Here is a 26,300-nt window from a genome sequence, read left to right as displayed (position 1 = left end):
CAGGTGGGGGCTGGGCGCGCAGTTCCCCGCGCCCCTGAAAAGAAGGGCGCTCCCCCTATGTCCTCACAAGAAGCTATGTCCTTACAAGAAGCTGGAACTCGAACGAATAGCGCGTCGGGCGGTACGTGTGTGTGCCGTATTCCACTGCTCGGCCCGTGTCGTCGAACGTGACGCGTTGCATGGTCAGGAGCGGGGCCCCGGTCTCCTCGGCCAGGCGGTCCGCCTCCGGTGGTGTCGCCGCCCGGGCGCCGATGGACTGGCGGGCGCTGTGGAGGGTGATGCCGGCGGCTCGCATCAGGCGGTAGAGGCCGGTGGTCTCCAGCTGGTCGGTGTCGAGGTCGATGAGGCCGGGGGGCAGGTAGTTGGTGAGGTAGGCCATGGGCTCGCCGTGGGCGAGGCGGAGGCGTTCCACGCGGTGGACGTCGCTGTCCTCGGCGACGCCGAGTGCGGCGGCGACCTCGGCGGAGGCGGGCTCGACCGTGTTGACCAGGACCTTCGTGGCCGGGCGCTGGCCCGCCGCCTCCAGGTCGTCGTAGAGGCTGCTGAGCTCCAGCGGGCGCTTGACCTGGCTGTGCACGACCTGGGTGCCCACACCGCGGCGGCGTACGAGGAGGCCCTTGTCGACGAGTGACTGGATGGCCTGGCGGACGGTCGGCCGGGACAGGCCGAGCCGGGCCGCGAGCTCGATCTCGTTGCCCAGCAGGCTGCCGGGGGTCAGCGTGCCGTGCTCGATCGCGGCCTCCAGCTGCTGGGACAGCTGGAAGTACAACGGCACGGGAGAGCTGCGGTCCACGCTCAGCTCGAGCTGCACGGTCGGGTCCACTTCTGGTTTCGGCACGGGCCGAGCGTAGCTCCGTGCGTTGTTGACGGGAAGTTGTGTAGTCAGATTGTCCGGACAAACAGATTGACAGGGGCGAGCTGTGCACGCACTTTGTTTTCATGCGCATCGGGGTCATCGGTACGGGCCGCATCGGCACGATCCACGCGAACACGCTCAGTCGGCACCGCGACGTCGGGTCCTTGATCCTCACGGACGCGGACCCCTCGCGGGCCCAGGATCTGGCGCACCGGCTGGGTGAGACGGCGGCGCCCGGCGTGGAGGAGATCTTCCGCTGGGGCGTCGACGCCGTGGTGATCACGACGAACACGTCCGCCCACGCCGAACTGATCGGTCGGGCAGCACGCTCGGGGCTGCCGGTGTTCTGCGAGAAGCCCATCGCGCTGGATCTGCCGGGGACCCTGAGCGCGATCGCCGAGGTGGAGACGGTCGGGACGGTCCTCCAGATGGGCTTCCAGCGCCGCTTCGACACGGGCTACATGGGCGCCCGCGAGGCCGTGCGGTCGGGCAGGCTGGGGCGGCTGCACACCGTGCGGGCGCTGACCAGTGACCAGTCGCCGCCCTCCGCGGCGTGGCTGCCGCTGTCCGGCGGGCTGTACCGGGACACGCTGATCCACGACTTCGACGTGCTGCGCTGGGTGACGGGCCGGGAGGTGGCCGATGTGTACGCGGCCGGGTCCGACGCGGGGCCCGCGATGTTCCGCGAGGCGGGCGACGTCGACACCGCCGCCGCGCTCCTCACCCTCGAGGACGGCATGCTCGCCACGATCACCGGCTCCCGGATGAACGGGGCCGGCTACGACGTGCGCATGGAGCTCGCCGGGGAGCTCGACCAGATCGTGGTCGGCCTGGACGACCGTACGCCGATCGCGTCCACCGAACCGACCGGGCCGCCGGCCGCGGACAAGCCCTGGACGGGCTTCCTGGAGCGCTTCGGGCCGGCCTACGAGGCGGAGCTGAACGCGTTCGTCGAGGTCGTCCGGGGCGAGCGGGCCAACCCCTGTGACGGGCGCGAGGCGCTGCAGGCGCTGCGCATCGCCGAGGCGTGCGAGCTGTCGCGCCGGGAGCGCAGGGCGGTGCGCCTGGCGGAGATCCCCGGCGGGGCCGCCCAGACGTTCGCGTGACGGCGGGCGGCGGGCCCGTACGACGGCCGGCTCCGGGTCAGTGCCCCTCCGGTTCCTCCTGCTCCGCATGCTCCTCGTCCAGGAGTCCCGCGTCGTAGGCCAGCAGCGCGATCTGCACCCGGTTGTTGAGGTCCAGCTTGGCCAGGATGCGTGAGACGTGTGTCTTGACGGTGGCGACGCTCATGAAGAGGCCGGTGGCGATCTCGGCGTTGGCGAGGCCCCGGCCGACCGCCACGGCGACCTCGCGCTCGCGGTCGTTGAGGACGGCCATGCGGGCACGCGCGCGTGCGCGGCGCGTGTCGGCGGCGGTGCCGACCGCGTGCCGCATCAGCTGACGGGTGACGGTGGGCGACAGGACCGGGTCGCCGGCCGCGACCCGGCGCACCGCCGCGAGGATCTCGGCGGGCGGGGTGTCCTTGAGGACGAAGCCGGCGGCGCCCACGCGCAGCGCCCGCAGCACCTGTTCGTCGGCGTGGAAGGTGGTGAGCACCACCACCTGCGGGGCGTCCTTGCGGGCACGCAGCCGCTCCGTGGCCGTGAGGCCGTCCACCGTCGGCATCCGGATGTCCATGAGCACGATGTCCGGGCGGGTGCGGTCGACGAGCGCCTCCACCTCGCCGCCGTCGGCGGCCTCCCCGACGATCTCGATGTCGTCGGCGCCGCCCATCATGAAGGACAGTCCGGCCCGCACCAGCGGATCGTCGTCGACGAGGAGAAGTCTGATCGCAGTCATGGGCGTTACGTAATCACGGCCGCGGTCAGGCGCGCAGCGTCACTCCGTACAGGGTGCGCAGGCGGCGGATCTCCCACCAGACCACGGCCGTCACCGAGGCGGGGCCGCCGAGGACGGCGAGGCCCTGGATCATCGGCGGGCCGGGCGGCAGTCCGCCCGCGAGCAGGCTGATGACCGCGAACTCCCACACCAGGGTGCCGGTCAGCAGGGCGGGGAGCGCCGCGTGCACGGCCGAGGTGTTGAATCCGGTGCGGATGGCAGGGCCGGTGGCGAAGCCGATGAAGAACAGGAGCCAGACCAGGGGCAGGGCCGCCGCGATGATCAGCCAGGGGGCGGGGTCCGTCGCCGCGGCGGAGGACGACGTGTTCCGGCCGAGCAGGACGATCGCCCCGCCGAGCAGTGGAAGGGCCGTCACGGCACCGACGTACCACCCGGCCGACCGCAGGGCGGCCCGCACGCTGGCACGCATGTCCGACCGTCGCTCCGCCGACGCCCAGCGGAAGAGCACCGCGATCACGACGGGCGCGCTCAGCAGCAGCAGCGGCGGGGTGACCGCCAGCCGCATCATGTACTGCTCCTGGGCCTCGGCGACGTCCTCCGGTTTGCCGTAGACGGCGAGCAGCAGCAGGGACATGGCGGCGGCGGTCCAGGCCCGCACCTTCTGCACGCGTGTGACGTGCCGGTCGTCGACGGCCCGGTGCCCGTGCCGCGGGAAGAGCCGGTGGGCGCGGTTGCGGGCCGAGCGCGCGAACGAGTAGCCGACCACGAGCGGCAGGAACGCGAACCAGGTGCACGGGGCGAGCAGCAACAGCCACACACAGCCGGAGGTGTTCGACCGCCCCTGCCGCAGCAGCTGGCGCAGCGAAGGCCATTCGCCGACGCGCGGACCGCCCGGCCCCGGCCCCGGCCCCGGCCCCGGGTGAGGCTGCGGCGGATACGGATGCGGATAGGGATGGGGGTACGGCTGTGGCTGCGGCGGGTAGCCGTACGGGGCCGGGCCCGGCTGCGGCGGTACGTAGGGGCCCGTGGCCGGAGGCGGCGGGTACGGTCCCCCGGCCGGCGGACCGGGCGGCTGGTACGGGTTGGCGGGTCCCCCGAAACTCACGTGGTGTTCCTTCCGTTACTCGCGGTGCTGAAGGCGGCTCAAACATCAGCCATCTCCGCAGTCAAGTCAACTCGCGGCGACGCGCGGGGTCATGGGGTTCTGCGCGGGCGCCCGACATGCGCCCCGGAAACGCCCTGCCCGCGCCCTGCGGACCTGGGATGATCACCGTATGCGCACCGTGTACGCCCTGTTCGTGGGCATCGACGACTACCCCGGCGCGCCGCTGCGCGGCTGCGTCAACGACGTCCGGGCGGCGGAGAACTGGCTGCGCGGCAGGACCGGCCCGGAACCTCGCGTCCGGACGCTGTACGACGCCCGGGCGACCCGGGCGGCCGTGCTCGCGGGCCTGGAGGAGCACCTGGGGAGCAGCGGCCCCGGCGACACGGCGCTGCTGTGGTTCAGCGGGCACGGCAGCCAGAGCCCGACCACCGACCCGGGCGAGGCCACCGGCTGGTCCCAGGCGCTGGTGTGCCACGACAGCCTCGTCCCGGGCGGGCAGCCGGTGCTGCGGGACACCGAACTGGGGGCGCTCCTGGACCGCGTCGCCGCCCGCGGCACCCACGTCGTCGCGGTGCTGGACTGCTGCCACTCGGGCGGCGCGACACGGGAGGACGCAGGGGGTCCGGACGGCCCGGCCGGTGCGGCGGTCCGGGGCGTGCCCTGGCAGTCGTGGTGGCACACGGGGGCGCGCGAGGGCGGCGGGCCGGGACCCGAGCGGGGGCGGCACGTGCTGCTGGCCGCCTGCCGCCCGCAGGAGCTCGCGCACGAGAAGGTCATCGACGGGCGTACCCGGGGCCTGTTCAGTCATGCGCTGCTGAGCGCGCTCGACGGTCTCGGACCGACGACCACGTACGGGGAGGTGCACGCGCTCGCCCACGCGCGCGTGCGCGCCCGGGGCCACGTCCAGCATCCCGAGCTGCGCGGTCCGGAGGACGGCGGCTTCCTGTCGGGCGAGCCGGCGCCGGCTTCGCCGTTCCTGCTGCGGCACACGGCGTGGGGCTGGGAGGTCAACTGCGGCGCGGCGCACGGGCTGCGGTCGGAGGGCGCCGAGTTCACCCTGGCCGGGGACGCCGTGGAGCGCACGGTCGTGGTCCGGGAGGTGCGGACCGAGTCGGCCCTGGTGGACCCGGTCGACTGGCAGCCGACCCCCGAGGACGAGCGGGTGACGCACCCCGTCACCCCGTCGGCCATGGCGTTCCCCCCGGCGGTCGTGACGCTGTCCGGTGAGCCGGTCGCCGTACGCCTGGTCGCGGACGCCGTCGCGGCGGTGCCCGCGCTGGTCCTGGAGGCGGACTGGCCACCCGCGGCGGAAGCGGAAGGGGTGCTGCGCCTGCACGTGGAGGCCGGGGACGGCAGGGCCCGGGTGTCGGGCGGCGCCGGGCATCCCGTGCCCGAACTGCCGTTGGAGTCCCCCGCGGACGCGGCCGGTGTCACCGACTGCCTCGCCCACATCGCGCGTTGGCACCACATCCGGGACCTGGCCAATCCCGATCCGCTCCTGTCGTCGCTGGTGCGGATCAGCGTCGAGGAGACGCCGGTGGGCAGTCTGTGTCACTCGGCGGACGGTGAGATCGTCTGCGCCTACACACCCGACGGCCGTGAACCGCAGGTGCGGGTCGGGATCCACAACTTCTCCGGACGTGACCTGTGGGCGGTGCTCCTCGATCTGACGGACGGCTACGGCTCGTCCCCGCACCTGTTCGAGGGCGAGTTCATCGGGGACGGCAGGGCCGGGTGGGCCCGGCGCGGGCAGCCCGTGTGGATGCGGCTGCCGCCGGGGCGTTCGAAGGTGCGGGGTGCCTCCACCCGGGACTGGCTGAAGGTGATCGTCGCGGAGGAGGAGCTGAACCTCGCGCCCTTCCGGCTGCCCGCCTGGTCCTCCGCCGCCCCCTCCGGTGCGCGCCTCAGCCCGGCCCCGGCCGGTGGAGGCGGCCTGCTGCGAGTGATCGGAGCGGGCGTCAAGGACGGCCGGGACGCGGGCGGTCCGGCCCTCGGGGCGGCCCGGTGGGGGACGGCTCAGGTGGTCGTACGCACCCAGGTGTGAGGAGCCGTCACCAGCCGAGGTGGGTGAAGCCCGCCCACGCGGTCAGGTCGGCGCCGTCGATGTGCCGTACCCGTGCCCGCAGCCGGTCCGGCATGCCGGGCGGCGCCTCGCGGCGTTCGTTCAGCATCCACGACTGGGCGCTGCGCAGCGCCGCTCCGGGCGACAGGCCTTCCTGGCTCATGAAGTGATGGGTCATGTACATCAGCAGGGACGTCGCCTCGTCGGGCACGGGCCACAGGGAGCCGATGACCGAGCGGGCGCCCGCGACGAGGAACGCGGTGGACAGGCTGTACGCCTCGTCGTAGCCGTGCCCGGAGACGTTGGTACGGCAGGCCGCGAGCACGACCAGGTCCAGGCCGCGGTAGCGGGTCGCGCCCTCGGTCAGCTCCTCGGCGGCCAACCGCCCTCCGGACAGGGCGAGATAGGCGCTGTGCCGCTCGCCCTGGCGCACCACTCCGTGGCAGGCGAGGTGCAGCAGTCCGCCCTGCTGCCGGCGCAGCCAGTCGGTGACGGCGGCGGGCGTGGCGGCGCCGGGGCCGAGCAGGTCGCCGTCCGGGTGGAAGACGCTGTGGACGGCCTCGGCCTCTTCACCGGCGTGGTGCAGATCGCGGGTCGGGTTGCCGACGACCAGGGTCCGGCGGGTGCCGGCGGCGGGCCGGGCGGCCAGGTCGCACAGCAGCCGGGCGGAGGGCAGGTAGGAGATGTCCACCTCCTCGCAGGCGTAGGCCCGAGCCTTGCGCCGGCCACGCATGCGTGCGGCGTGCCAGGGCACGACGCCCAGGGCGCCCATGGGGACGAGCACGACCGTGGGCACCCGGCCGTAGCCGCGCGGGAGCCGGTTCAGCAGCGGTTCCATCACCGCCGTACCGGCCCAGGCGCACACCTGTTCAAGGGCGGCGCGGCTCGTGGCGGGGCTCGGGACGGGCTCGGGCGGGGTGTCGTCCTCGGGCGGGCCGCCGGCGTCGCGGCCCGGGGTGCCGGTGGCGCGGTAGGCGGTGAGCGGGGGTGCGTCGAGGGTGAGGTGGGGCAGGTCGAGGGCGTCCGTGGTGCCGTCGGCCTTGACGATGACGGCGGCGCCGGAGCCGTGCCGGGGGCCGAGGAGTCCGGGCACCTCCTCCTCACCGGCCACCAGGTAGACCAGTGCGGTCGCGCCCATCGCGCGCAGCGCCGGGCCGATGTCCCCGGGTGAGGGCACGTCGAGCAGGCCGTGCTGCCGGGGGGAGTCGGCCAGTGCCTCCAGGACCCGTCGGCGCAGTCGGCTGGAGGGCCCCGCGACCGCGGTCTGAGCGGCCATCAGCATCTCCTCCCCCACCACGGGCGCACTGCCCGCCGCCTGCCACTCCCGCGCGAGTTCGGTCTTGCCCAGTTCCCTCAGCATGTCGGGCACGGTGGTGACCACGGTCGCCGCGTGCAGGACGAGGCCGCGCCCCGCGTCCAGGGCCTGTACGGCGTCGGCGTGGGCGCCGTCGGCCAGGCACCAGCGCGCCACGTCGAGGGCCTGGCCGCCCGCCAGCCGGGCGGTCTGGGCGGCATGGGCCGTACCGGACTGGAGCAGGGAACTCCAGGCCGCCGCGCGCAGGCAGTCGAGGCCGACGCGGCGGGAGGCGTCGTAGTTCAGGCGTCTCGTGCGGGCGTCGTGCGTGTACTCGTCGCCGCGCAGGCGGTAGGCCCTGGCCAGCGACATGCCGGTGCCGCCCCACAAGGGGTGGTGCGGGCCACCGGCGAGTTTCAGGGTGTGCCGCAGCCAGGCGATGCCCTGGTCCAGGTGGTCGGGGCGGCCGGCCGGAGGTCCCATGGGGAGTCCGGCCATGGTGCAGTGCGCCACTCCCAGCGAGCCCGTGGCCCGGATCCATCGCTCGTCGTCCGGTTCGAGCAGCTCCAGTGTGGCTTCCTGAAGCTCCATGGCCTCCAGCATTCCCTGGTGGTCCATCGCCGGCAGGGCGCGTGCTCCGACCGCGAAGGCCGCCTCGGCCAGTTTGTCGGCCTGGGCGTTGCGCGGCAGCCCCGCGATCCGGCGGCGGATCTCGTGCGCGGGTGTGGCGGCGCCCGCCCCTTCGGCAGCGGGTTCGAAGCGTCCGGTGCGCCGGGCTCGCAGGAGGCCCAGGTGGCTCCGGGCGCCTTCCAGGTTCGATTCGAACGCGAGCATGTCGATGTGTTCGGCGGGCAGTTCCTCCAAGGCCCGTTCGAGCACGCGGATCTGCTCGGCCAGGGCCTCCTCGTCGGCGCTGCGGGCCGCCTGGTGCACACGGAACAGGGCGATCTGGGCGTTCAGAGCCACCCGCTCGTCCGGTCGCAGTGCCGCGGTCCCGACGATGCGCGCCATGTCGTCCACGGCGGTGTCGAAGTCATCCTCTCCGCCGCCCAGTTGGGCCAGATAGGTCCGCAGGATGGCATGGGCGAAGTCGAGGTTCTCGCGGGTCCGGGTGCCGGACGGAACTGCGGCCCTGGCCCGTTCGATCCGGGCGATGGCACGCTCGATGTCGGCGGGGTCGGTGAGGTGCCGCAGGCCGAACGCGCTGTTCTTGACCACGACGTCGGCCTGCCAGATCTCGTCCGCAGGCCCGTGGTCGCGTACCTCCTGCCAGAGCTCCTCCTCGCGCACGGGATCGAAGAGCGGTTGTTCGAGCCGCAGGATCGGCAGCACGCTCAGCACATGTCCCGCGCGCAGGCCGGACATGACGGTGCCCCGGGGCAGCGCCGCCCAGTCCTCGATCAACCGGTCGTACGCCTGCCGCGCCGTCGTACAGCTCAGCCGGTCCAGTACCAGTTGGGTCATGCCGGCCAGCTCCAGGCCGTTCACGACGCCCTCGATCCGCTGCTCGATCTCCCAGCGCAGCGCCTGGAGGTCGTACGGAGTCGTCATCTCGCATCCCCCGCTCCCGATCGCGCATCCCCCGCTCCCGCGGGCCGCGGCGCGGTCCGTGTCCGGTACGGCGCCAGCACCCCGTTGAGCCAGCGTTCCCCCTCCTCGGTCCCGAAGTCGACGCCGGGCGCGCCCGTGGGTTCCAGCACCGGCGGCCCGCCCCGGTCGTCGAAGAGGATCGCGACCCGGTCGGCGGGCTCGCGCTTGGACGGCCAGACGAAGCCCTGCGCCCAGGGCTCGGTGTGCCGGCGGATCCAGTGGCCCCAGTCGCGGGTCTGCGGGTAGTCCGCGCCCTCGGTGTGCACCAGCCACGCGTCCTGCGCCACCGCGGCGAGATCCGCGCCGGACATCAGCGAGACGACCTCGATGTCGGCGGCCAGTCGCAGGAAGGACAGGCTGCGGCGTTCGAACGCCACACGGGGCAGCAGCCGGTGGCCCGCGTCGGAGTCGAACGGCAGTGAACGCAGCAGCACCTCGCAGACGGCGGCACCGACGCCGAAGCCGACGTAGAGGTAGCCGTAGCGGTCGTAAGGGGTGCTGTCGAAACGGCCGCCGTAGTAGAAGGCGTGCGAGGGGCGGGCGTTGTAGGCCGTCGGCGGGCGGTGGGTGGAGTGCACGCGGTACACCGGTGTACCGGCACGCAGGACGGCGCGGGTCGGTTCGCCCGGCAGGGCCTCGGGCGGCGGGTACTTGCCCATGGGCTACTCCTCCCCCTCCGGACCGGCCAGTTCCCGGGCCGCGCCGAGCAGTTCGGCGTCACGGCCACGGCCCAGCAGGGCCGCGGGGGTGCCGTCCCACCATGTCGTACGGGACAGCCACCAGTCGGCGGCGCCCCAGGGGTCGGTGGCTGCGCGCAGTACGGAGTTGACGTCCAGGACGATCCGCCAGGGCATGGCCCCGGCCTCGAACTGGAAGAGGGGCAGCCGTCTGCGGCCGTCCGGGCCGGAGAGGACGATCAGCCGTGGGTCGGCGCTCTCGGTCCAGGGCGTGGACGGCTCGCGCAGCAGGCGTTCGCGGACGGGGCCCAGGACGGGTCCGACCATGGGGTTGCCGTCGAGGACGAGCATGCACAGGTCGGCCGCCGCGTACCCCTCGTACAGCTGCTGGGCCGGGGGCTGCGCCGTGAACCGCCCGGTGTCGCCGTGCTGTCGGAGCCGGGCGGACTCGTCGGCGGGGAGGGCGTCGAGGAGCGTCTCGGCGGCGGCCAGGACGCCGGCCGGGTCCGTGGCGTCCACCCCGGCTCGCAGTCGGGACAGCCGCTCGCTCAGCGTCCGGCGTGTGCCGGGTTCGAGCAGGCCGGACAGTCTCTGCCAGTCGGCCGCGGCGGCCGCGAGCACCATGGAGGGGTTCACCCGCACCTGGTCCCTTTCTCCTCGGTGTGGGCTGACGCGTGTGCGGCGGGGAGCCGTTCGCGCGCGCCCAGCGTGTGGGCCAGCAGGTCGGCGACCAGGGGGCGGCGGACGACGAGGTGGAGGTCCGTGTCCCGGTCGGTGCCGGCGTCCAGCGCGGCCCACAGGGCACTGACGCCGGTCTGCGGGGGCAGTCCGCCGCGGCCCGCGCCGAGCAGGGGGAAGCAGATCGACCGCAACGGCGGTGTGAAAGCGGCGCGTTCCTCGGACAGCAGGGCCAGGGCGCGGGCCGCGGCCGTGACGACGTCCTGGGCGGCGACGTCGTAGTCGTTGGTGCCGGGCCTCGGGACGGCGACGGCGGCGTGGTACAGACGGCGGATGCCCCGGGCCGCGAGGGCGCCCGGCTCGGTGGGGGCGACGGTGCCGGGCAGTGCGGGGCGGCCCAGCAGCCTTTGTGCCGTGCGCCAGGCGAGCAGCGCGTCGTGCACGGGGTCGGCGGTGACGTCCCCGGCCGTGCCGCGCACGGCGCCGGCGCGGCGCAGGGAGGCGGACACGGAGGCCTTGAACATCGCGGGCAGGGAGAGGTGTGTGTTGGTCGGGGAGACGATCACGTCGACGTTCCGCAGGAGTTCGACGGGGTGGACGTGCAGCAGTACGTCGCGGGAGCCGACGCGGAGGGAGCGGTGCTGCAAGTGCGGCGCGAGGAGGGGTGGTTGAGGCGTGGCCGCGCGCTGCGGGGCGACGCCGGCCAGCCAGCACACCTGTTCGGCGATCTGGGCCAGGACCATTTCCTCCTGGCTCTTGCGGAAGCGCTCGACGCTGACGCTGTACACCTGGGCGGCGAGTCGGCGCCGGTCCGCCGCCGGGCGGTCGCGCAGGCCGGGCGCCAGGCCCAGCGAGTAGCCTGCCGCCTGCTCCAGGTCGCCGCCGCCGAGCCGGGACACGGCCGTGCGCAGCAGGTTCTCCACCTCGACGGGCCAGGCGTCGGTCACGGCGGCGGAGTGCGCGGCGGCCGCCCGGCGGAGCAGCGGGACACCGAGCTCCCGGATCCGGACCAGGCCCTCGACGCGGACCGTCTTCACCTCCCTCAACACGGACGCGACCTCGAACTGCGGTGCACCAGACGACATATGCCCATGATCCGCCGCGCGCCTCACCGGCCACAAGGGCCGGGGGTCCATGAGGGCCGTGGTCTATGGGGACCTGGGGGGGACCGTGGTCCGCGGGGGCCGGGGGTCCATGGGGACCCGGAGGGACTGTGGTCCGCAGGGGCCGGGGGCCCGTGGGGACCGGGGCCCGTGGGGACCGGGGCCCGTGGGGACCGGGGCCCGTGGGGACCGGAGAGGCACGGAGAGCGGGGGCCGTGGTCCGCGAGGACCGGGGGGACCCGGAGGGACCGTGGTCCACGGGACCGGAGGCCCGTAGGGACCGGAGGCCCGTAGGGACCGGAGGCCCGTAGGGACCGGAGAGGCACGGGGAACGGGGGCCGTGGTCCGCAGGGTCCGTGGGTCCACGGGGTCCGTGGGTCCACGGGGTCCGCAGGTCCACGGAGTCCGCCCCGGTCAACCGGCCCCGCCCTTCACGCCCACGGCAGCCACGCCCGCACCTCGAACCCGCCATCCGGCGTGGGCCCGTGCTCCAGGTGGCCGCCCGCCAGGGTCGCCCGTTCCGTCAGGCCGATCAGGCCTTGGCCGGAGCCGGGCACGGGGGGGGCGCCTCGCCCTCGGGGGCCGGGTTGTGCACGGAGACGGTGAGGCCGTCGCCCGGTGCGCCGGTGACGGACACCGTGACCTCCGTGCCGGGCGCGTGCTTGCGGGCGTTGGTGAGGCCCTCCTGAGCGATGCGGTAGGCGGTGCGGCCGACGGAGGACGGGACGGCGGCGGGGTCACCGACACGCTGGTCCAGGGAGACCTTCATGCCGGCCTGGCGGGACTCGGCGACCAGCGTGTCCAGTGCCCCGAGAGTCGGTACCGGCCTGCCCGTGTCGTCCGGCTCGCCCGCCCGCAGCACACCGATGATCTCCCGCAGGTCCTGGAGGGCCTCGTGCGCGCTCTCCCGGATCACACCCGCCGCCCTCGCGGTCTGGGCCGGGGGCGCGTCGGGCCGGAACTCCAGGGCGCCCGCGTGCACGCTCAGCAGCGTCAGCCGGTGGGCGAGTACGTCGTGCATCTCCCGCGCGATGGCCTCGCGGGCGAGCCGCTGCGCCTGCTCGGCCCGCAGCCGCGCCTCCGTCTCGGCCCGCCGGGCACGGTCCCTGAGGCTCACCAGCAACTGCCGCTTGGCCCGTACGAACATGCCCCAGCCGACGATCGCCACCGTGAGCAGCACGGCGAAGAGCACACTCACCAGGTAGGGAATGTCGCCGTCGGGGCGCAGCCAGTAGAACAGCGGGACCAGCGCGACGTTGACACCGCCCACCCAGGCCACGTACCGGAAGGGGCGGTGCACCGCGAGGGTGAACAGGGCGATCACGGCCGTACCGCCCGCGGTGTCCGAGACGAGGCTGACGGGGGTCAGCGCCACGGCAAGCCCCAGCGGCCAGCGGCGGCGCAGCCAGACGGCCGCGCAGGCCAGCGCGCCGATGACCTGGTCGACGACGGCCAGCCCTTCCGGGACATGAGGGTTCTTGACGAGGGCTTCCAGGGCGACCGCCCCCACCAGCACGGCCAGCAGGAAGCAGCAGAAGTCGACGGCCCAGTCGCGCGCGGTGCGCCGGGGCCGACGCCCGTCCCGTTCGGCGTCGGGGTCGAGTTCGTACAGCAGGGCGGACGGGATGAACCATGTGCGTCCGGTGAACAGCGAGGGCGTCTCCCCCGCCGGCACCGTGGCGGCCTGCCCCGCGTTGTCACCACTCACGGTCGACAAATCTACGCAGCCCGGTCCCGCTCCACCGCCTCCCGGGCGGGATCGTCGACCAAAGTCGTCACACCGGAGACTTTCGACGCCGTCGGACGGGCCCGAACCGGGACTTCAGTCACCGGACGCCCGCCCCGCGGCCGATGTGATCGGGGGTCGGCTGGGCGAGGCTCATGGCATGAAGCAGGTACTGGAGATTCTCGGCTTCCTCGCCCTGGTCCAAGGCGTGGCGGGCCTGGTGCACGAGTTCACCGACTGGAACTGGGGGCTCGTGCAACGACTGGGATTCCTCGACGGCTACGAGATCTACGCGAGCGTCACCCTGCTCGTGCTGGGCGTCGCCCTGTTCGCGGCGGCCGAGAGCCGGAAGTCCGTCTGAGCAGCGGACGGACCTCCGGCACCACCCTTGCGGGCCCGGCTCAGCAGCCGTAGTCGACCAGGTCGAACGACTCGTAGTGGTCGGCCGTGTAGTAGTCCTCCTGGTTCTCCTCACCGGTGACGATGCGCCGCGCACCGCGGTTGGAGGAACCGGGGGTCTTGACCGTGTACTCGTGGTAGTACCCGGTCGACTGCTGGGGCAGGATGCCCTCCCGATTCTGGAAGACGGTGCCGTCCTGCTCGTACGGGTAGGGGCCGCCCTGTTCGATCAGGTCGAGCGTGTCGTGGGCCTGGGACGGCAGTTTGCTGTAGCAGATGTCACCGACGGCGGTGGGGGCCGCGTCGGCCGTGGTGGCGGAGACGGTCCCGCCGATGAGGAGAGCGGACACGAGGGCGGCTGCTGCGCCGAGCCGCGAGGCGCGTGGGGGGAAATTCATGCGCTCATGATGACGCGCGTAGACAGTGGCATGTCAATGTCAAGCGCGGAGATTTTCCCGTCAAGTCCGATGAGTTTGCGGGAAGTTAACCCTTTGGAGTGAGGCGGCTACGAGTCCTCCGGCAGTTTGTACTCGCCGTACTCCGGCCGACCCGCCAGGTCGTACGTCTGCATCGAGACGCCCGCGCCGCTGACGCTCCCTCCCGTGTGCCGGAACGCGGTCGGTACGGCGCCCTCCGGGAACAGCCGGAACCCGGTGCCGAGCACGACCGGGAAGGTCAGCAGGTGGAGGGTGTCGACAAGGTCGAGGGACAGCAGGGAGCGGACGAGGGCGCCGCTGCCGTGCACCTGGAGCTCGCCATCGGTGCGCTCCTTGAGGTCGGTGACCTCCTTGCCGAGGTCACCGGAGAGCACGGTGGTGCCCGCCCAGCCGGGGTCCTTCAGGGTCGAGGAAGGGACGTACTTCGGCAGTGAGTTGAGCTTCGAGGCGACCGGATCGGCCGGGTCGGTCACCTTCGGCCAGTAGGAGGAGAAAATGTCGTACGTACGGCGCCCGAGCAGGAAGGCGGCCGGGCGCGCGAAGACGTCGTTGACGAACCGGCCGAAGTCCTCGTCGGCGTACCAGAAGCTCCAGCCGCCGTGGGTGAAGCCCCCGCGGGTGTCCTCCTTGGGCCCGCCGGGGGCCTGGTAGACGCCGTCGAGGGTGACGAAGAGGGTGGAGACGAGCTTGCCCATGGCGGGTGCCTGCCTTTCCGGAACGAAGAGGGTCCGTTGTCATGGGTACAGACCCCGCAGGCACCCGCAACTCATCGCTGGGCCGTACGACACGCGCGCGTCTCGCCGGGGACCTCGATGTACGTTCGCCGCCAGCGTCGCCGTCGGGCGGCCGCTGGGATGGAGGCATGACTTCACAAGGAACTTCTCGAACGACTGCTCAGGCGACTACTCAGACGGCTTCCCAGGAAACCCTGCACGGCAAGGTGGCTCTCGTGACCGGCGGGAGCCGGGGCATCGGCGCGGCGACGGCCCTGCGGCTGGCCCGGGAGGGCGCGGACGTGGCCGTCGGCTATGTGAACGACAAGGAGGCGGCCGAGGAGGTCGTACGGGCCGTGGAGACCCTGGGGCGCCGGTCGGTGGCGCTGCGGGCGGACGCCGGAGACGCCACCGACGCGGCCGAAGTGGTGGACGCGGCGGCCGAGGCGCTGGGCAGGCTCGACGTCCTGGTGAACAACGCGGGCGTGGGGGTTCTCGGGCCGCTGGAGACGCTGTCCCTCGAGGACGTCGACCGGGTCCTCGACATCAACGTACGGGGTGTCTTCCTGACGTCCCGGGCGGCCGCCGCGTGGCTGCCCGAGGGCGGGCGGATCATCACGATCGGCAGTTGCATGGCACAACGCGTGCCGGGGCCCGGAGGGACGCTCTACGCGATGAGCAAGGCCGCCCTGGCCGGTCTGACGAAGGCCCTGGCCAGGGAGCTGGGCGGGCGCGGGATCACGGCGAACCTGGTCCTTCCCGGCCCGATCGACACGGACATGAATCCGGCGGACGGTCCGCACGCGGAAGGCCAGGCGGCGATGACCGCGCTGGGGCGGTACGGGACGGCGGACGAGGTGGCGTCGATGGTCGCCTACCTCGCGGGGGCGACGTATGTGACCGGTGCGGAGTTCTCGGTGGACGGCGGGCACGCGGCGTGAGGCCCACAGGGCGCACGTGACGTTCATGGGGGTGCATGTGGCGTACATGGGGCGCATCGGTGCTGTCAGGCCGGTGCGCCCCATGGGTCGGGGCCGGCTCAGCCGCCGAGCTCCTGGTGTCGCGCCGCGAGACGCCTCGCGCCGTCCTCGGTCAGGGAGCCGAACAGGCGCAGCCGGGAGATGCCGCCGTCCGGGAAGATGTCCACGCGCGCGTGCGTGCCGACGGCCGGCTCCGGGAGGATGAAGCGGTGGTTGGTGTCGGGCTGGAGGCGGGTGCGCGGCAGGATCTCGCGCCACTCCCCGTCCTCGCCGTCCTTGACCGACACGGACGCCCAGCCGGCGCTGTTGCCCTTGAGGTAGGCGGTGTCGATCTCCAGGGCGCGGATCCGCGCCTGCGAGGCCAGCCGGTAGCGGATCCAGTCGTGGCCCTGGTCGCGGCGGCGCCGGGTCTCCCAGCCGTCGTCCATCTTGCGGGAGCGGCCCGGCTGGATGGTGTTGGAGGCGGGCGAGTAGAAGAGGTTGGAGGCGTCCTCCGCCTGCCCGCCGTTCTCCAGGGCGACGACGTCGAAGGTGCCCAGCGTCTGCAGCCACTCGGGGTCCGGGACGACCTCGCCGTACACGCGCAGGCGGGCGATGCCGCCGTCGGGGTGCTGATTCACCCGCAGGTGGGTGAAGCGCTGCTCGGCCGCGACGGAGAAACCGTTCGCCGCGTGGCCGCCGACCGGGGTGCGCGGGACCAGGGTCGTCCACTTCACGTCGTCCCCGAGGAGTTCCTCCGGCGACGGGGAGCCCGGCACGGACGCGCCCTCGACGGACACCGCCTGGGGGTAGTTGCCGCGGAAGTGGGCCGTGTCGACGACGATCCCGCGGATCACGCCGGGGGCGCCGAGACGGACCAGTGCCCAGTCGTGGTCCTCGGCCGTCGGCCACGGATGCCCGGCGGAGGCGCCACGCCGCCGCCGTGTCTCCCAGCCGTCCATGATCTTGCCCTTGTGCCCGAAGTGCTCGGGGTCGAACTCGGCGGGCTCGGGCACCAGGAGGTTCTCGCGCTGGGCGAAGAACTCGTCGTTGGCGGCGAGGACACCGGCCCCGAGGCGCCGGTCGGCGAGGTTGGCGTACTGGGTGAAGGGGAAGTCGGCGGTGCGGTAGTCCGCGTACGGGTCGCCGCCTCCGTAGGGGTTCGCGTCGCCGGTGAAGCTGGGAATCGCCGTCACGGGATGGGTGCCTTTCGGGAGTCGGCCGGTGGGATACGGGTGCGGGGAGGTCTACGGCTGCCGGGTGAGGAGTCGGCCCTTCGGTTCGGTGAACTCGCCGTCCGCGACGATGCGCTGCCCGCGCAGCCAGGTGGACTTCACGACGCCGTACAGGGTCTTGCCCGCGTACGCCGTGACGTGGTTGCGGTGCTGGAGGGCCACCGGGTCGACGGTGAAGGTCTCGTCGGGTGCGAGGACGGCGAAGTCGGCGTCGCGGCCCGCCGCGATGGCGCCCTTGCGGGTGTCGAGCCCGACCAGTTCGGAGGTCCGCGCGGACATCCAGCGGACCACGTCCTCCAGGCCGTGACCGCGCTCGCGGGCCGCTGTCCACACCGCCGCCAGGCTCAGCTGGAGCCCGGAGATGCCGCCCCACGCCGTCGCGAAGTCGTCCGTCTTCAGGTCGGCGGTGGACGGGGAGTGGTCGGTGACGACGCAGTCGACGGTGCCGTCGGCCAGGGCCTGCCAGAGCAGGTCCTGGTTGGCGGACTCGCGGATGGGCGGGCAGCACTTGAACTCGCTGGCGCCGTCGGGGACTTCCTCGGCGGTGAGGGTCAGATAGTGGGGGCAGGTCTCCACGGTGAGGCGGACGCCCTCCGCCTTCGCCTCGGCGATCATGGGCAGCGCGTCACTGGAGGACAGGTGCAGGATGTGCACGCGCGCGTGGAGGGCCTTGGCCTCGCGGATGAGCTGGGCGATGGCGGTGTCCTCGGCGTCCCGGGGGCGGGAGGCGAGGAAGTCGGCGTAGCGGGGGCCGGGCCGCTGCGGGGCGGAGGCGAGGAGGTGGGGGTCCTCGGCGTGCACGATGAGCAGTCCGTCCAGGGCGGCGATCTCGGCCATGGAGCGGGCGAGCGGGTCGCGGTCGAGATGCGGGAACTCGTCCACGCCGGACGGCGACAGGAACGCCTTGAAGCCGAAGACGCCGGCCTCGTGCAGCGGGCGCAGGTCCTTGATGTTGTCGGGCAGGGCACCGCCCCAGAAGCCGACATCGATGTGCGCCTTGTCGGCGGCGACCCGCTGCTTCGTGCGGAGATGCGCGACGGTCGTGGTCGGCGGGAGGGAGTTGAGGGGCATGTCGACGAGGGTCGTGATGCCGCCGGCCGCCGCGGCGCGGGTGGCGGTCCAGAAGCCCTCCCACTCGGTGCGGCCCGGGTCGTTCACATGCACATGGGTGTCGACCAGGCCGGGCAGCAGGACGTGGTCGCCCAGGTCCTCCAGGCGGGCACCCTCCGGTACGGGCGCGTCGTACGAGAGGACGGCCGTGATCGTGCCGTCGGTGACGGCGACCGAGGCGGCGCGCGTCCCCTCGGGAGTGATGACACGCGTCGAGCGGAGCACCAGTTCAGCGTCGGACACCCGAACCCCTTACTTCCACCTACCGGAATTCAACTTCCTGTTGAAGGAGTTTCACTCCCTCTCCCACGCCAGTCAAGGGCACACTGGACCTCGGCGCCTTTCACATGACTACTCCTGGACGTTTCCACAAAGCGGAATTAAACTTCCAGCACGCAGAACGTAGCTACGTACGAGCGGGGAGTCAACCGACTGCCGGGTAGGCTTCTGCTCTTCCGCCGCCAGCCCCGAAAGGAACGCGCCGTGCCGACGTCCAGCGCCAGCACCACCGACTCCGCCCGGTCCTCCGCCAACGGCGGCGTACAGTCCCTGGAGCGCGCCTTCGACCTGCTCGAACGGATGGCGGACGCGGGTGGCGAGGTCGGCCTGAGCGAGCTGTCCGCGAGCAGCGGGCTGCCCCTGCCGACCATCCACCGTCTGATGCGCACACTGGTGGCCTGCGGATACGTCCGTCAGCAGCCGAACCGGCGGTACGCGCTCGGCCCGCGCCTGATCCGTCTCGGCGAGTCGGCCTCCCGGCTGCTGGGCACCTGGGCCCGGCCCTACCTCGCCCGGCTGGTCGAGGAGACCGGCGAGACGGCGAACATGGCGCTGCTGGACGGGGACGAGATCGTGTACGTGGCGCAGGTGCCGTCGAAGCACTCGATGCGCATGTTCACGGAGGTGGGCCGGCGCGTGCTGCCGCACTCCACGGGCGTGGGCAAGGCCCTGCTCGCGAGCTTCCCGGCGGAGGAGGTGCGCGCCCTGCTCCACCGCACGGGCATGCCCGCCGCGACGGAGAAGACGATCACGACGCCGGACGGGTTCATCGCCGCCCTGGAGGACGTACGCCGGCAGGGCTACGCGATCGACGACAACGAGCAGGAGATCGGGGTCCGCTGCCTGGCGGTCTCGGTGCCCGACTCCCCCACCGCCGCGGCCATCTCCATCTCCGGCCCGGCGGGCCGGGTCACGGAGGCGGCGACGGACAAGATCGTGCCGGTGCTCCAGCAGGTCGCGGCGGAACTGTCGGAGGCCCTGGCCAACCAGAGCCCCGCCTGACGTTCGGCACGAGTGCGGGGCTCTAGCCCTCCCCGCGCACCGGCCCCCCGAAGAGGTCCACGGCCCGGCGGACCTCCGACAGGCCGGGCGACAGCGCGCTCACCGAGCCGATCGCGCCGGCGATCAGCAACAGGGAGCGGCGCAGCCGCGGGATCTCAGGGATGCCGGCGACGGCCATCGCGTCCAGCGCGGCCAGTTCCTCCTCGGCGATGACCCGGTCGGCGAAATCGCCGGGATGGGCGGCGAGCCGGCGGCGCAGCCCCGACACGGCGGAGCGCAGCTCCGTCACGCGCGGGTCCTCGTCGCCGCTGGTCACAGGCCCCTGCCGCTTCTGCTCCACGCTCCGCAACACAGTCCTCCCCCTCGCACCTCGTCGTGCGCGTGCCATTCCGACGCGAAGTCCCCCACACCGGGCAGCGATCGGACGCCCGGACGGTCGGTGCGGGCGACAGTAAACGACAGGGCCCACCAGGCGCCAGTCCATTGCGTCATCGACTTGCTCCGCTGCGTGACTTCTCGGCCCGGATCGTGCGGTATGCAGGATCCATGACGACACGGAAGACGCGGGAAGAGGCCCAGGAGGTTGCCGGGCTCCTGCTCGCCGCCGGGGGCGGGCGACGACTCGGAGGGCGGCCCAAGGCACTACTCCTCCATCGAGGGCGGCCGCTCGTGGAGCACGCGGTGCGGGTGCTGCGGGAGGGCGGTTGCTCCCGGGTCCATGTAGTACTGGGCGCCCGGTCCGAAGAGGTGCGTGAACGGGCCGTCCTGCCGGACTGCGTCCTTGTCGACAACCCCGCCTGGGAGCAGGGCATGGGCACCTCCCTGCGAGCCGGTCTCGACTCGCTCGCCGGTACGGGCGCCCGGGCCGCCCTGGTCTCACTCGTCGACCAGCCCGGCATCGGCGCGGAGGCGGTGGCCCGGGTCCTCGGTGCGTACCGGGGCGAGGAATCGCTGGTGTCGGCCGCGTACGCCGGGGTGCGGGGCCATCCCGTCCTGTTCGGTGCCGCCCACTGGGCGGGCATCGCCGCGACTGCCACCGGGGACCGGGGGGCACGCGCCTATCTGAAGGAACACGAGCCGGCGATCGCGCTCGTCGAGTGCGGGGACGTGGCCCGGCCCTTCGACATCGACACCGAGGCCGATCTGGCCCACCTTGAGTGAGCGGGGTGGCACGGAGCGCCACCTTTCCTCGATCCGAAGAGTCTCGACATCAACACACGATTGAACTTCCACTATGAGGAAACTAGTATCCACAGTTCAGAAGCGCCCGAGGGCTCCGCGGGTGCCGAACGCCGTATCCGGGAAGACTGGCACCCGGTGCCGAACCGCCGCCTCGTCTTCGTAGCTCGCTGAAGGAAGTGACCGTTCATGTCCGCACCAGCGCCGTCACCGCTGGCCATCGTCGACGCCGAGCCCCTGCCCCGGCAGGAGGAGGTCCTCACCGAAGCGGCACTGGCCTTCGTGGCCGAGCTGCACCGGCGGTTCACGCCCCGGCGTGACGAACTCCTCGCCCGCCGCGCCGAGCGCCGCGCCGAGATCGCCCGCACCTCCACCCTCGACTTCCTCCCGGAGACCGCCGCGATCCGCGCCGACGACTCCTGGAGGGTCGCCCCGGCCCCGGACGCGCTGAACGACCGCCGGGTCGAGATCACCGGCCCCACCGACCGAAAGATGACCATCAACGCCCTCAACTCGGGCGCCAGGGTGTGGCTCGCGGACTTCGAGGACGCCTCCGCGCCCACCTGGGAGAACGTGATCCTCGGCCAGCTCAACCTGAGCGACGCCTACACCCGGAACATCGACTTCACGGACGCGAAGTCCGGCAAGTCGTACGCCCTGAAGGCGAACGAGGAACTCGCCACGGTCGTCATGCGCCCGCGCGGCTGGCACCTCAACGAGCGTCACCTCGTCGACGCGGACGGCACCCCGGTGCCCGGCGCGCTGGTCGACTTCGGCCTGTACTTCTTCCACAACGCCAAGCGCCTGCTGGGCCTCGGCAAGGGCCCGTACTTCTACCTCCCGAAGACGGAGTCGCACCTGGAGGCCCGCCTCTGGAACGAGGTCTTCGTCTTCGCGCAGGACTACGTCGGCATCCCGCAGGGCACCGTCCGCGCGACCGTCCTGATCGAGACGATCACGGCGGCGTACGAGATGGAGGAGATCCTCTACGAGCTGCGCGACCACGCCTCCGGGCTGAACGCGGGCCGCTGGGACTACCTCTTCTCCATCGTCAAGAACTTCCGTGACGGCGGCGCCAAGTTCGTCCTGCCGGACCGCAACGCGGTCACGATGACGGCCCCGTTCATGCGCGCCTACACCGAACTCCTCGTCCGCACCTGCCACAAGCGCGGCGCGCACGCCATCGGCGGCATGGCGGCCTTCATCCCGTCCCGCCGGGACGCTGAGGTCAACAAGGTCGCCTTCGAGAAGGTGCGCGCCGACAAGGACCGCGAGGCGAACGACGGATTCGACGGCTCCTGGGTCGCCCACCCCGACCTGGTGCCGATCGCCATGGAGTCCTTCGACAAGGTCCTCGGCGAGAAGCCCAACCAGAAGGACCGGCTGCGCGAGGACGTCGACGTCAAGGCGGCCGACCTGATCGCCGTCGACTCCCTCGACGCCAAGCCCTCGTACGCGGGCCTGGTGAACGCCGTGCAGGTCGGCATCCGTTACATCGAGGCCTGGCTGCGCGGGCTCGGCGCGGTCGCGATCTTCAACCTGATGGAGGACGCGGCCACCGCCGAGATCTCGCGCTCGCAGATCTGGCAGTGGATCAACGCGGAGGTCGTCCTCGACAACGGCGAGCAGGTCACCGCCGAGCTGGCCCGCAAGGTCGCCGCCGAGGAACTCGCGAACATCCGTGCCGAGATCGGCGACGAGGCCTTCGCGGCCGGCAACTGGCAGCAGGCGCACGACCTGCTGCTGACGGTCTCCCTCGACGAGGACTACGCCGACTTCCTCACCCTGCCCGCGTACGAGCAGCTCAAGGGCTGAACAGCCGGCGCCTGATCAGTCACCGCTCCGAGTGGCCCAGGGTCTTTCCCGGGGCCACTCGGTCGCGTACGGCCTTCTTCACGGCGGTCGGTTCGGGGAAGCCCTGCTCGCGCCGGTCCCAGACGACCTCGTCGCCGACGCGGACGACGAACACGCCGCCCTTGCCGGGCTTCAGCGCCAGTTCCGTCAGCTCCGCCTCGAAGGTCGTGAGCAGTTCCTGAGCCAGCCACGCCGCCCGGGGCAGCCAGCGGCACTGGGTGCAGTACTCGATCTCCACACGGCCACTCATCCGAGGTGCACCGACCAATCCTGTTGGGCCGCGGGCTTTCCGTGCAGGTCGGGGACCTGCTTGAGCCACGCGGGTCGTCCTTGCTGGGTTCTGGCCGCCCGGGCGGCCTCCTCTGCGGCGAGTTCCTCCCGGGTGGGGAAGCCGGTGGGCAGCCAGGCCCCGGAGGACCGCACGCGCGCGTGGAGGTACGTCACATACGCCTCGCGTGCCTCGTCCGGGCCGGCGAAGCCGGGCTCGTCCGCGAGCCAGGCGTCAGGGACCTCCGCGAGGATGCGGCGCAGCAGCTCCTCGGTCACCCGGGGCGCCAACTCGGCGTCGGCGGCCCGCACATCGGGCCCGTAGTGGCCGAGGGCGTGGTGCCTGAAGTCGTAGGCCTTGGCCGGGTCGGCGCCGTCCCAGCGGTGGTGGAAGACCAGGGCGGCGCCGTGGTCGATCAGCCACAGGCGCGGGGGTGCGACGCCGAGGGTGGGCCAGACCATCAGGTTGGAGCTGTGAACCGTGCGGTCGACGTTCACGGTCAGGGCGTCGAGCCAGACGATCCTGCCCGCCTCCAGCGGGTCCACGGGGAAGACGCGGGCGATCTCCGGGGTGAAGTCCCGGGCACCCGGCAGATAGTCCATGCCGAGGTTCACCCCCGCGCTGACCGCGTGCAGCTCCCGCACCTCCTGGTGGGGCTCGGCGTCCGCTACCGCCGGGTCGAAGTGCACGAGGACCAGTTCCGGGAACCGCAGCCCGAGGGCACGGGCCAGTTCCCCGACGATCACCTCGGCGACGAGCGCCTTGCGGCCCTGGGCGGAGCCGGTGAATTTGACGACGTAGGTGCCCAGGTCGTCCGCCTCGACGACGCCGGGGACGGAGCCGCCGGAGTGCAGGGGTGCGACGTAGCGGGTGGCGGTGACCTCTCTCAGCATGTGCGCCCCTCGCTTCCGGCCTCTGGGATGACCTGAGCATTGTAGGAATTGATCGCCCCGGTGCGGGTGCGCAGGTCGGCGAGCATCGGGGCGTCCGTGCCGTCCAGGGCGGTCAGCGCGCCGCGCCACCGGGTCAGGGCCGCGTGCTCGTCCCCGAGCGCCCTCAGGACGTGTCCCAGCTCGTACTCGGCGAGGCCCCGCCCGTAGGAGTCGCCGCGTGCGGCGGCTTCCCTGATCAGGGCCTCGCACTCCTCCCGGGCGGGTCCGGGTCGGCCGAGTGCCCGCAGGGCCTGTGAGCGGCCCAGGCGGGTCTCCCGCTCGGCGTTCCAGTGACCGGCGCCGGAGGCCGTGGCGCTCAGCGCCTGGTCGAAGCTCCGCAGGGCCTGGGCGGGCTCGCCGAGGGCCAGGTGGGCGCGGCCCGCGTTGCACAGGGCGACCTGTTCGAGCACGGCACTCCCGCCCTGCCGGGCGAGGTCCCGGCTGCGCAGGTGGAGCGAGAGGGCGGAGCGCGGGTCGCCGAGTTCGGCGACGTTCCCCTGGTGGCCGAGGAGGGTCGCCTCCTCGGCCGGCGCGAGGGTGTCGGGACGCAGCGCGAGACACCGTGCGAGCGTCGCCCGGGCCTCGGCGCCGCGGCCGAGTTCCCGCAGCAGCGCGGCGCGGTTGCCGAGGTGCCGCATCCGGGCCGCGTCGTCGGAGAGGTGCCCGCTGAGCTCGACGGCTTCGTCCAGCAGGAGCAGTGCCTGGCGGACACGTCCGGCCGAGTAGTGCGCGGAGGCGAGCTGGCCGAGGGCCCGTGCCTCGGCCGCGGCGTCGCCGCCCGATCTGGCGAGGGCGATGGCGTGCCGCGTCAGGCGTTCCAGGTCCCGGGCCCGGCCGCGGTCGTGCAGATAGGGGAACAGTGAGTTGATCAGTTCCAGGGTGCGGCCGGGTCCCAGGCGTCCGTCAGCGCCGGAGTCGGCCAGGAAGAGCAGGTTCGCCGACTCCGTGTCGCCCCAGGCGAGTGCCGCCGCCGCGTCGGCGAAGGCCGGGGCGTCCCCGGGCTGTTCGGGCGCTCGGCCGGGCCCAGGCCGGAGGGCGGCGGCGCATCGAGCGAGCCGCTGCCGGTACCAGCGCAGGGCCCGTTCGACGGCGTCGGTGTTCCCGGCCCGGGCGTCCGGCAGGCCTGCGAGTTCCCGGGCGAAGTCGCGGACCAGGTCGTGCGGGACGTAGCGGCCCCAGTGCGTCTCCTGGAGCAGCGCCACCTCCGTCAGGCGGTCCAGGGCCTGTTCGGCGCGGCGTTCGGAGGAGCCCGTCGCGACGGCCATCAGCGGTGCGCCGTACTCGGGCAGGTCCAGTGCGCCGACGAGGGCGAGGGCCGTGGCGGCGTCGCGGTCGCGGGGGTCGCCGGAGCCGGTGAGTGCCTCGTGGGCCGCCGTCAGGGAGCGGCGGACGCTGAGGTCCTCCAGTTCGAGGTGGTCCAGGCGGTCCTCCACCCGGTCGAGGCGTTCCACCAGTTTCTCCACCGACAGTGCCGTCCGGCTCCTGAGGCGGGCCGCGCAGACGCGCAGCGCCAGGGGCAGGTGGCCGCACAGGTCCGCGAGCCGGGCGACCGCCCGGGCGTCGGCCGCGGCCCAGGTGCGGCCCGCGGCCCGCTCCAGCAGGAGGGCGCCGTCCCGCGGCGGGAGCGGTTCGAGCCGGACGTGTGTGGCGGCTCCGAGGGTGGCCAGCGGCTGTCTGCTGGTCAGCAGTACGGCGCAGCCGGCGCCAGCCGGGAGCAGGGGGCGCACCTGGCTCACCGATGCCGCGTCGTCGAGGACGAGGAGGGTGCGGGTGGCGGCCAGGGCGGAGCGCAGCAGGGCGGAGCCGGCCTCCTCGTCGCCGGGGATCCGCCGGGTGTCCACCCCCAGGCCGTGCAGAAGGGCGGCGAGGGCGTCGGCGGGTGTGAGGGGGGCGATGCCGGGTGTGGCGCCGTGCAGGTTGAGGTAGAGGCGGCCGTCCGGGAACGCGGGCCTGAGCTGTTCCGCGATGTGCAGGGCGAGACCTGTCTTGCCGACGCCCGGCATGCCGCTGATCACCGCGCACGCGGTGCCGGTGCGGTCCGATTCCAGGGCGGTACGGATCGCGGCGATGTGCTCGGCGCGGCCGACGAACCGGTCGGGCGGCGCGGGGAGTTGCTCCGGCCGCGGGGGCATCCGCCCGGGCACGTCAGGGGGTTCGGACTCGGCGGCGGTTAACGGGGCGTCGGAGGTGGGCGGTTCACGGTGCGGCCGGTGCGTGGCGCTGCGGAGCACCTCCTGGTGGGCGTCCTGGAGGGCCGGGCCGGGCTCGACCCCGAGTTCCTCGGCCAGGGTCCGGCGCAAGGACCGGAAGCGGGCCAGTGCCTCGGCTCGGCGGCCGGTGCGGCCGAGGGCGAGGATCAGCTGGCGGTGCAGCGCCTCCCGGAACGGATGCTCCTCGACGAGGAGGCCCAGCTCGGCTGCGAGCCCTTCCGGACGACCGAGGCGCAGCAGGGCCTCGAAGCGGCATTCCAGCGCCTGGAGCCGCTGTTCCTGGAGGAACGTGACGACGGGGTGCCCGGCGAGAGCGGGCACGTCCGCGAAGGGGGTGCCGCGCCACAGGGCGAGCGCGTCGTGAGCCGCGCGCTCCGCCGCCTCCCAGTCCTCCCGGCTGCGGGCCTCCACAGCCCGGCGCACCCTCCCCTCGAATGCGTCACGGTCCAACTCGTCGACGTCGACGCGCAGTTCGAGCCCGTGGGGCATGGTGCGCAGCCGGGTGCCGCCGGTGTCGCGGAGGTCGCGGCGCAGCCGGGCGACGTGGTTGTGCAGCGAGGCGGTGGCGGTCGGCGGCGGGTCCTCGCCCCACAGCGCCGCCGTCACCGTGTCCGGCGGCACGGTGCGGTTCGGTTCCAGCAGCAGGACGGCGAGCAGCGCGCGGGGCTTCGCTCCCCGGACGACGAAGGCCACGCCGTCGTCGTCGGCCGTCGTCAGTGCTCCCAGTACCTCGAACCTCACCAGCACTCCCCCGCGTTCGGCATCGGCCCCGTGCTCGAAGAGCGTCACACAT

General features: G+C 73.0%; 22 protein-coding genes and 1 pseudogene. 7 read left to right on the top strand and 16 right to left on the bottom strand.

Annotated elements, in window-relative coordinates; all coding sequences use genetic code 11:
• Positions 1-73: 73 nt before the first annotated feature.
• A complete protein-coding gene (locus ACWIF2_RS14480) occupies positions 74-811 on the bottom strand; it encodes a GntR family transcriptional regulator (protein ID WP_454360585.1) in 738 nt (245 codons plus the stop codon).
• 128 nt (positions 812-939) lie between these two features.
• On the opposite strand from ACWIF2_RS14480, the gene ACWIF2_RS14475 reads away from it, so the two are divergent.
• Positions 940-1,962, top strand: coding sequence for a Gfo/Idh/MocA family protein (locus ACWIF2_RS14475; RefSeq protein ID WP_454360568.1), 1,023 nt, complete (start codon positions 940-942; stop codon positions 1,960-1,962).
• Positions 1,963-1,999: 37 nt separating this feature from the next.
• On the opposite strand, the gene ACWIF2_RS14470 is transcribed toward ACWIF2_RS14475, so the two are convergent.
• On the bottom strand, positions 2,000-2,695 hold the full coding sequence (locus ACWIF2_RS14470; RefSeq protein WP_454360566.1) for a response regulator transcription factor: 696 nt from the start codon (positions 2,693-2,695) through the stop codon (positions 2,000-2,002).
• A gap of 25 nt (positions 2,696-2,720) precedes the next feature.
• Positions 2,721-3,800, bottom strand: a complete 1,080-nt coding sequence (locus ACWIF2_RS14465) for a hypothetical protein (RefSeq protein WP_454360564.1) — start codon at positions 3,798-3,800, stop codon at positions 2,721-2,723.
• A 169-nt stretch (positions 3,801-3,969) separates the two neighbouring features.
• Here ACWIF2_RS14465 and ACWIF2_RS14460 point away from each other — a divergent pair, with 169 nt between their 5' ends.
• Positions 3,970-5,844 (top strand): caspase family protein, encoded by a 1,875-nt coding sequence (locus tag ACWIF2_RS14460; protein ID WP_454360562.1) that lies wholly within the window; start codon positions 3,970-3,972, stop codon positions 5,842-5,844.
• A 7-nt stretch (positions 5,845-5,851) separates the two neighbouring features.
• Here ACWIF2_RS14460 and ACWIF2_RS14455 read toward each other — a convergent pair whose 3' ends face one another.
• The 5 genes and pseudogenes from ACWIF2_RS14455 to ACWIF2_RS14435 all read right to left on the bottom strand — a co-directional run bounded on the left by ACWIF2_RS14455 (position 5,852) and on the right by ACWIF2_RS14435 (position 12,912).
• Positions 5,852-8,707, bottom strand: a complete 2,856-nt coding sequence (locus ACWIF2_RS14455; RefSeq protein ID WP_454360560.1) for a CHAT domain-containing protein — start codon at positions 8,705-8,707, stop codon at positions 5,852-5,854.
• Positions 8,704-9,405, bottom strand: a complete 702-nt coding sequence (locus ACWIF2_RS14450) for an RES family NAD+ phosphorylase (RefSeq protein WP_454360558.1) — start codon at positions 9,403-9,405, stop codon at positions 8,704-8,706. Before ACWIF2_RS14450 ends, ACWIF2_RS14455 begins: the two co-directional genes overlap by 4 nt.
• A 3-nt stretch (positions 9,406-9,408) precedes the next feature.
• The gene (locus tag ACWIF2_RS14445) at positions 9,409-10,065 is read right to left on the bottom strand and encodes a hypothetical protein (protein WP_454360556.1); all 657 of its coding nucleotides are present in this window, start codon (positions 10,063-10,065) and stop codon (positions 9,409-9,411) included.
• Entirely contained in the window at positions 10,056-11,186 is a 1,131-nt protein-coding gene (locus tag ACWIF2_RS14440; protein WP_454360554.1) for a hypothetical protein, read from the bottom strand. Before ACWIF2_RS14440 ends, ACWIF2_RS14445 begins: the two co-directional genes overlap by 10 nt.
• Before the next feature lie 449 nt (positions 11,187-11,635).
• Positions 11,636-12,912, bottom strand: a pseudogene (locus ACWIF2_RS14435) (sensor histidine kinase).
• Between the two features lie 178 nt (positions 12,913-13,090).
• On the opposite strand from ACWIF2_RS14435, the gene ACWIF2_RS14430 reads away from it, so the two are divergent.
• On the top strand, positions 13,091-13,291 hold the full coding sequence (locus ACWIF2_RS14430; protein ID WP_454360552.1) for a hypothetical protein: 201 nt from the start codon (positions 13,091-13,093) through the stop codon (positions 13,289-13,291).
• A gap of 40 nt (positions 13,292-13,331) precedes the next feature.
• Here the strand turns inward: ACWIF2_RS14430 and ACWIF2_RS14425 are convergent, their stop codons facing one another.
• On the bottom strand, positions 13,332-13,727 hold the full coding sequence (locus ACWIF2_RS14425) for a ribonuclease domain-containing protein (protein ID WP_215117651.1): 396 nt from the start codon (positions 13,725-13,727) through the stop codon (positions 13,332-13,334).
• Positions 13,728-13,834: 107 nt separating this feature from the next.
• Positions 13,835-14,461, bottom strand: coding sequence for a dihydrofolate reductase family protein (locus ACWIF2_RS14420; RefSeq protein WP_454360550.1), 627 nt, complete (start codon positions 14,459-14,461; stop codon positions 13,835-13,837).
• Positions 14,462-14,715: 254 nt separating this feature from the next.
• On the opposite strand from ACWIF2_RS14420, the gene ACWIF2_RS14415 reads away from it, so the two are divergent.
• The gene (locus tag ACWIF2_RS14415) at positions 14,716-15,420 is read left to right on the top strand and encodes an SDR family oxidoreductase (protein WP_454360548.1); all 705 of its coding nucleotides are present in this window, start codon (positions 14,716-14,718) and stop codon (positions 15,418-15,420) included.
• Positions 15,421-15,518: 98 nt separating this feature from the next.
• On the opposite strand, the gene alc is transcribed toward ACWIF2_RS14415, so the two are convergent.
• A complete protein-coding gene (gene alc / locus ACWIF2_RS14410) occupies positions 15,519-16,634 on the bottom strand; it encodes an allantoicase (RefSeq protein WP_454360546.1) in 1,116 nt (371 codons plus the stop codon).
• A 51-nt stretch (positions 16,635-16,685) separates the two neighbouring features.
• The gene (gene allB, locus ACWIF2_RS14405; protein WP_454360544.1) at positions 16,686-18,026 is read right to left on the bottom strand and encodes an allantoinase AllB; all 1,341 of its coding nucleotides are present in this window, start codon (positions 18,024-18,026) and stop codon (positions 16,686-16,688) included.
• Between the two features lie 240 nt (positions 18,027-18,266).
• Here allB and ACWIF2_RS14400 point away from each other — a divergent pair, with 240 nt between their 5' ends.
• Positions 18,267-19,064 (top strand): IclR family transcriptional regulator, encoded by a 798-nt coding sequence (locus ACWIF2_RS14400; RefSeq protein ID WP_454360542.1) that lies wholly within the window; start codon positions 18,267-18,269, stop codon positions 19,062-19,064.
• A gap of 22 nt (positions 19,065-19,086) precedes the next feature.
• On the opposite strand, the gene ACWIF2_RS14395 is transcribed toward ACWIF2_RS14400, so the two are convergent.
• Positions 19,087-19,380, bottom strand: a complete 294-nt coding sequence (locus ACWIF2_RS14395) for a DUF5955 family protein (protein ID WP_454360584.1) — start codon at positions 19,378-19,380, stop codon at positions 19,087-19,089.
• A gap of 230 nt (positions 19,381-19,610) precedes the next feature.
• Here ACWIF2_RS14395 and ACWIF2_RS14390 point away from each other — a divergent pair, with 230 nt between their 5' ends.
• Complete coding sequence (locus ACWIF2_RS14390) at positions 19,611-20,225, top strand: nucleotidyltransferase family protein (RefSeq protein ID WP_454360541.1); 615 nt, start codon at positions 19,611-19,613, stop codon at positions 20,223-20,225.
• A gap of 207 nt (positions 20,226-20,432) precedes the next feature.
• Entirely contained in the window at positions 20,433-22,058 is a 1,626-nt protein-coding gene (gene aceB / locus ACWIF2_RS14385) for a malate synthase A (RefSeq protein WP_454360540.1), read from the top strand.
• Positions 22,059-22,077: 19 nt separating this feature from the next.
• Here aceB and ACWIF2_RS14380 read toward each other — a convergent pair whose 3' ends face one another.
• From ACWIF2_RS14380 to ACWIF2_RS14370, 3 genes are read right to left on the bottom strand one after another with little or no spacing between them, the layout of a single operon-like run.
• A complete protein-coding gene (locus ACWIF2_RS14380) occupies positions 22,078-22,347 on the bottom strand; it encodes a SelT/SelW/SelH family protein (protein WP_184588795.1) in 270 nt (89 codons plus the stop codon).
• A complete protein-coding gene (locus ACWIF2_RS14375) occupies positions 22,344-23,258 on the bottom strand; it encodes a HipA family kinase (protein WP_454360539.1) in 915 nt (304 codons plus the stop codon). The genes ACWIF2_RS14380 and ACWIF2_RS14375 overlap by 4 nt, the downstream gene beginning before the upstream one ends.
• A complete protein-coding gene (locus tag ACWIF2_RS14370) occupies positions 23,252-26,296 on the bottom strand; it encodes an AfsR/SARP family transcriptional regulator (protein WP_454360538.1) in 3,045 nt (1,014 codons plus the stop codon). Before ACWIF2_RS14370 ends, ACWIF2_RS14375 begins: the two co-directional genes overlap by 7 nt.
• Positions 26,297-26,300 lie beyond the last annotated feature (4 nt).

This window comes from Streptomyces sp. NPDC055506, from assembly GCF_053643595.1.
This window is presented reverse-complemented; position numbering and strand designations above follow the sequence as displayed.

Excerpts from the sequence above, each read along its gene's own strand:
- aceB (WP_454360540.1), top strand. The coding sequence starts at position 20,433 with ATGTCCGCACCAGCGCCGTCACCGCTGGCCATCGTCGACGCCGAGCCC.
- ACWIF2_RS14475 (WP_454360568.1), top strand. The coding sequence starts at position 940 with ATGCGCATCGGGGTCATCGGTACGGGCCGCATCGGCACGATCCACGCG.
- ACWIF2_RS14420 (WP_454360550.1), bottom strand. The coding sequence starts at position 14,461 with ATGGGCAAGCTCGTCTCCACCCTCTTCGTCACCCTCGACGGCGTCTAC.
- ACWIF2_RS14450 (WP_454360558.1), bottom strand. The coding sequence starts at position 9,405 with ATGGGCAAGTACCCGCCGCCCGAGGCCCTGCCGGGCGAACCGACCCGC.
- ACWIF2_RS14430 (WP_454360552.1), top strand. The coding sequence starts at position 13,091 with ATGAAGCAGGTACTGGAGATTCTCGGCTTCCTCGCCCTGGTCCAAGGC.
- ACWIF2_RS14380 (WP_184588795.1), bottom strand. The coding sequence starts at position 22,347 with ATGAGTGGCCGTGTGGAGATCGAGTACTGCACCCAGTGCCGCTGGCTG.
- ACWIF2_RS14390 (WP_454360541.1), top strand. The coding sequence starts at position 19,611 with ATGACGACACGGAAGACGCGGGAAGAGGCCCAGGAGGTTGCCGGGCTC.
- ACWIF2_RS14455 (WP_454360560.1), bottom strand. The coding sequence starts at position 8,707 with ATGACGACTCCGTACGACCTCCAGGCGCTGCGCTGGGAGATCGAGCAG.
- ACWIF2_RS14425 (WP_215117651.1), bottom strand. The coding sequence starts at position 13,727 with ATGAATTTCCCCCCACGCGCCTCGCGGCTCGGCGCAGCAGCCGCCCTC.
- ACWIF2_RS14375 (WP_454360539.1), bottom strand. The coding sequence starts at position 23,258 with ATGCTGAGAGAGGTCACCGCCACCCGCTACGTCGCACCCCTGCACTCC.
- ACWIF2_RS14440 (WP_454360554.1), bottom strand. The coding sequence starts at position 11,186 with ATGTCGTCTGGTGCACCGCAGTTCGAGGTCGCGTCCGTGTTGAGGGAG.
- ACWIF2_RS14470 (WP_454360566.1), bottom strand. The coding sequence starts at position 2,695 with ATGACTGCGATCAGACTTCTCCTCGTCGACGACGATCCGCTGGTGCGG.
- ACWIF2_RS14460 (WP_454360562.1), top strand. The coding sequence starts at position 3,970 with ATGCGCACCGTGTACGCCCTGTTCGTGGGCATCGACGACTACCCCGGC.